Annotated in this window: 3 protein-coding genes; all 3 read left to right on the top strand. The window is 47.1% G+C overall.

Features of this window, described 5'->3' with window-relative positions; genetic code table 11:
- Positions 1-495: DUF2124 family protein (locus VN429_RS07010; RefSeq protein ID WP_325631377.1), on the top strand; the 495-nt coding region annotated here is incomplete at its 5' end.
- Between the two features lie 19 nt (positions 496-514).
- Positions 515-2119 carry a methyl coenzyme M reductase system, component A2 gene (gene atwA / locus VN429_RS07005; protein ID WP_325631375.1) on the top strand — a complete coding sequence of 535 codons (1605 nt, stop codon included), beginning with the start codon at positions 515-517 and terminating at the stop codon, positions 2117-2119.
- Positions 2116-3042: an MBL fold metallo-hydrolase gene (locus VN429_RS07000; RefSeq protein WP_325631372.1), complete on the top strand. Its 927-nt coding sequence runs from the start codon at positions 2116-2118 to the stop codon at positions 3040-3042. Before atwA ends, VN429_RS07000 begins: the two co-directional genes overlap by 4 nt.
- The last annotated feature ends 324 nt before the right edge of the window (positions 3043-3366 follow it).

Here is a 3366-nt window from a genome sequence, read left to right as displayed (position 1 = left end):
GAATGGAGGATAAATATGAAAAATAGTACTCTTCAGGGAATTCCTGGAATGCTGCGGCCGTTTAAAGAATATCTTGAAACATGGTCCCTTCCGGAGGGTGCTGAAGTGGTCTTTTTCGGTGTCCCCGGAACCTGTACTCCTTTTGTGGAGCTCCTTTGTTATGCTGCCCGATCACTTCCGTGTACGTTTCTATTTGCTCCCTATCTCCATGAAAATGAGTCACGAAAGATGGTGTATACAGAGGGTCTCGGGTTTCAACTTGGAGAACCCTGCAAGATAACCAACCCCTCGGTCTTTATACTGATGGGAGGGCTCTCTATGCCTGGTGTGCCGGTGAAGATCGAGGATGCAGAAGCATTACTTGCAAAATATCAAGATGTCGCATGTGCCGGAATCTGTTTCATGCACATGTTTCAGAAATCAGGCTGGCTTGATAAAATCTCCTTTGATCTTCTGATAGATGCAACCATACATGTCGATATAACTGTCGAATAATCCTCGTATTCATACACATATGACCCGATTAATAACTGTAGAGAACCTCTCGCTTTCGTTTGAAGGAATCTATGCCCTGAAAAATGTCTCTTTCACGCTTGATGAAGGAGAGATCCTTGGCGTCACCGGCAGAAGCGGGGCAGGAAAGACAATTCTGATTCACCTGCTTCGTGGGATTGACCAGCCTCCGACTACGGGAAGGATTATTTATCATATTGCGGCCTGTCCATCCTGTGAGTATGTCACTGTTCAGAGCCATTCGGGTCAGAAATGCCCTAAATGTGGGGGTGTCCTTTCTGCAATAGACGTTGACTTCTGGAATCCTGATCAGGAACTCCTGAAACGGCGTATCCTGGCCAGAAATGCAATCATGTTCCAGCGGACGTTTGCCTTGTACGGAAATGACCGGGTCATTGATAATGTTCTCCACGCCCTTGATGACATCGGGTATCCTGCCGGAAAAGCCATAACCAGGGCTGCAGATCTCATCGATCAGGTCCGGCTCTCACACCGGATGATGCATATTGCCCGTGACCTTTCTGGTGGTGAAAAGCAGCGGGTGGTTCTTGCCCGTCAGCTGGCAAAGGAGCCCTTCTGCCTCTTTGCAGATGAGCCGACCGGAACACTGGATCCAAAGACTGCATATCTTGTTCACAAAATGCTCAAGGAGGCTGCTGCTGCATCAGGAATGTCAATGGTTGTGACCTCTCACTTCACCCAGATTCTTGATGAGGTAGCAACTACAGCCATTCTCCTGGAAAATGGCGAGATCAAAGCATCAGGGGCTCCACGGGATGTCATGGCTGTTTTCATGAAAGGATTTCATGATGATGAAGTGTTCTGTGGTGTTGAATGCGGCAAACCGATCCTCCAGGCACGCGATCTCGTAAAGCAGTATGTCTCACTAGATCGCGGCCTTATCCGTGCAGTCAATAACATTCAGTTGGAAATAAATCACCAGGAGATCTTTGGAATCATCGGCACTTCGGGAGCCGGGAAAACAACTCTCTCAAAGATGATTGCCGGTATCCTCGAGCCGACCAGTGGTGAACTGAACATCAGGGTTGGTGATGAGTGGGTTGATATGACAAAGCCCGGATTTGACAACCGTGGCCGGGCAAAGCAGTATATCGGGCTTCTTCACCAGGAGTATGATCTCTTTCCGCACAGGACTGTGCTTGATAACCTTACCGATGCCATCGGTCTTGAGTTTCCCAAAGAACTTGCAAAGCAGAAGGCGATTATCACCTTGAAGATGGCAGGATTTACAGCCGAGAAGAGCAAAGAGGTCTTGAACCGGCTCCCGGGAACCCTGAGCGAGGGTGAACGTCACCGGGTTGCCCTAGCCCAGGTTCTTATCAGGGAACCGACGATCGTGGTGCTTGATGAGCCGACCGGGACAATGGATCCGATAACCAAGGTTGATGTCAAGCACTCGATCCTACATGCCCGTGAGGAGATGGAGGATACGTTTATTGTTGTCTCTCATGACATGGAGTTTGTCAGAGAGATCTGTGACCGCTGTGCCCTTATGCGGTTTGGCAAGATCATCAAGATTGGTCCCACTGCAGAAGTTCTTGCTGAAGTAACCGAAGAAGAGCGTCAGACAATGGCTAACGAATGAGACTCCAAGAGATAGAAAGAGCCGAGATAACCGTCCTTGTTGACAATTATACCGATCTCCTCAGATCAGAAACCTCACCGATTGTAAAAAGGCCACCTATACCTGATGGGGAGGTTTTGCTGGCTGAACACGGCCTTTCACTATATATTACGGTATGGTCAGGAAATGAGTCGATATCTATTCTGGTGGATGCTGGTGCCTCGAAGATCTCTCTTCAGTATAATGCTGGCAGATTAGGCATATCCCTGCAAGATATTGCTGCTCTGGTGATCAGTCATGGTCATTATGATCACGTTGGTTCTCTTGTTGAAGTTCTGGAGCGTGCCGGCAGGCCGGTCCCGGTATACGTCCATCCTGGTTCATTTTCAAGGAGAGAAAAACGGTTCTCCCCTGAATCCTTCATTGATATTGCCCCTCCTGATCTGAATGCATGCAGAAATGCAGGAGCGGAACTTCTCTTTACATCAGGTCCGACCCTGTTTTGGCATGACCGGATCCTGATAACCGGTGATATTGAACGCACTACAGAATTTGAACAGACTAATCCTGTGTATTATGTTGAAGATTCTGACTCGTGGGTTCCTGATCAGTTTCACGACGATCAGGCTGTTGTTCTCAATCTAAAAGGGAAAGGCTTGGTGGTTATTACCGGATGTGCTCATGCAGGGGTCATCAATACGATCAGGTATGCCCGTATGATCACCGGGGTGGATCAGATCTATGCAGTTATCGGAGGATTTCATCTCTCTGGTTCGTTCTTTAGCAGGATCATCAATCCAACCGTTGCTGCCATGAAGGAGATTAATCCCGGATATGTAATACCACTTCACTGCACCGGCTGGGAAGCAATAACCAGGCTTTCTGAAGAGATGCCGGATCAGGTGATACTCAATACTGTTGGATCAACATACCTGTTTGGATAAGTGAATATCCAGTTTATATCACTCACTGGTCCACCGATTTTTTTTAAAGCAAAGTAATTACTACTCATTTGTGTAATTATGATATGCCAACAAACATGGACACTATCATCTGGAATTTTCAGATCCGGTATCTGATGTCAGTATCCTTATCTCTGAATTTGCTGAGCTCGTTTCCCTGTTGTATGAATAACGGAGTCCTAACGTGGATGGTGCCTATCATGATGATGATCAGTGCTATGAGAAGTACACGTCCTGTAATGGTTCTGTTCTGAATCAATACTGCCAGTTTTTTTCATCTTCTTGTCATCTCTCTCCCTTAATAAA

This window comes from Methanospirillum sp., assembly GCF_035560735.1.
In the GTDB taxonomy this organism is placed as follows: Archaea; Halobacteriota; Methanomicrobia; order Methanomicrobiales; family Methanospirillaceae; genus Methanospirillum.
The sequence above is the reverse complement of the archived record's forward strand: the minus strand, read 5'-3'. Positions and strand labels throughout refer to the sequence as shown.